Annotated in this window: 1 protein-coding gene and 1 pseudogene; both read left to right on the forward strand. The window is 57.3% G+C overall.

Annotation, left to right across the window (positions count from 1 at the left end; genetic code table 11):
• Window positions 1–111 precede the first annotated feature (111 nt).
• Window positions 112–921, forward strand: a complete 810-nt coding sequence (locus AC5LSR_RS08620; RefSeq protein WP_250293042.1) for a hypothetical protein — start codon at window positions 112–114, stop codon at window positions 919–921.
• A gap of 125 nt (window positions 922–1,046) precedes the next feature.
• Window positions 1,047–1,359: pseudogene (locus tag AC5LSR_RS08625) on the forward strand (hypothetical protein); the annotation flags it as partial.

Below are 1,359 nucleotides of genomic sequence, written 5' to 3' on the forward strand. Positions count from 1 at the left end.
ACCACAGCCCGTCTGACTGGTTCTCGTGAAACCTGACGGCTGATGTTGGGATGATGGATCCGCTGCCGTCGCGCGAGTAGTCGCGTCCGAGGCTGTCACACCGAGGGAGGGATGTTGGTCAACCAGGCTGACTGGCCCATGCGCCGTCCCGTCGGCCTCCTGGTGGCAGCCGGAGCGGTGACCATGACGGCCGGCATCCTCATCGGACGCTACGCGATCCCGTCATCCCCCTCGGTCGGCATCCAGGGGCAGCCCCCGCCACGCGTCGACACCCGTCCGACAGCGACCGCGCCGAACACCGCGCGCCCCACCGTGATACCCGCAACCACGCCACCCGGAAGCGGCAGCACCGTGCCTCCCACAGCGCACCCGGCCGCCGGCCAGATACCAGGCATGCCGACCCACATCAACGAGTTCGGCATCCCCGTCGGCTACCCCCACACAGAAGCCGGCGCCATAAGCGCCTGCGGAAACTACGTCGCCGCATATGTCGATCGACGCAATCGCAACGCTTCGCAGATCAAAAAAATATTCGATTCAATTTCCATTTCCGAAGTTGCTGATAAGCTATCAAATCAGATAGTTTCAGCAGATTCAATAACGGCAAAAAATTTTGGCCTTACTTCTATTAATTCCCCCGACATGCTGCTTAATATACGACCTCTTGGGTATTCAATAAAATCTTCTAGTTCCAACCAGGTAACAGTATCAGTATGGTCAGTCGCCGGAATTGGATCTTACGACAATAAAGCAAGTTTTGCACCGCAGCAAAGCTGGGGTACTGATATCTGCACAGTCACTTGGCAAGACGACGACTGGAAACTATCAAATGCAGGAGATGGGTCTAACGGGCCATCCCTCACCGAGCGTGCAGCTGAGGGAATCGAACGGTTTATCTACATAGGAAGGCCAGCAAAATGAGCGCTCATACGTTGGCCAGCGGAGAAATTATAGCTATAAGCATTGATCCTCTTACTGGTATTAGGAATGCCGTTTCCGATGGGACTGGCAGTTTCCTGGATTCGGTAGGTTCCGCATTTACGAATATGGCAGCAGACTTGTCTGCTTCTGTGTTCGGTTTTGCCGCGCAGCAGACCGCGATCGATCTGAACCGGGACTACATCGTCAACAACTACAACATCGTCTTCGGTGTTGCCATCCTGGTCGTGACGGGTCTGTTCATGTGCGCGTGCATCGCGGGAGCGATCCGGGGGGACGCACATCTGCTGGGCCGCTCGCTCGCGTCCACCGGGACGGCGATTTTCGGCTCCTTCGTCATGCTGACCCTGCTGCAGATGGTGCTTTCCGCTGCCGACGGCATGTCCGAGGCGTTCGGTGACGGCGCGCCTCTGGGCGCAG

The organism is Protofrankia sp. CiP1_Cm_nod4, assembly GCF_982290645.1.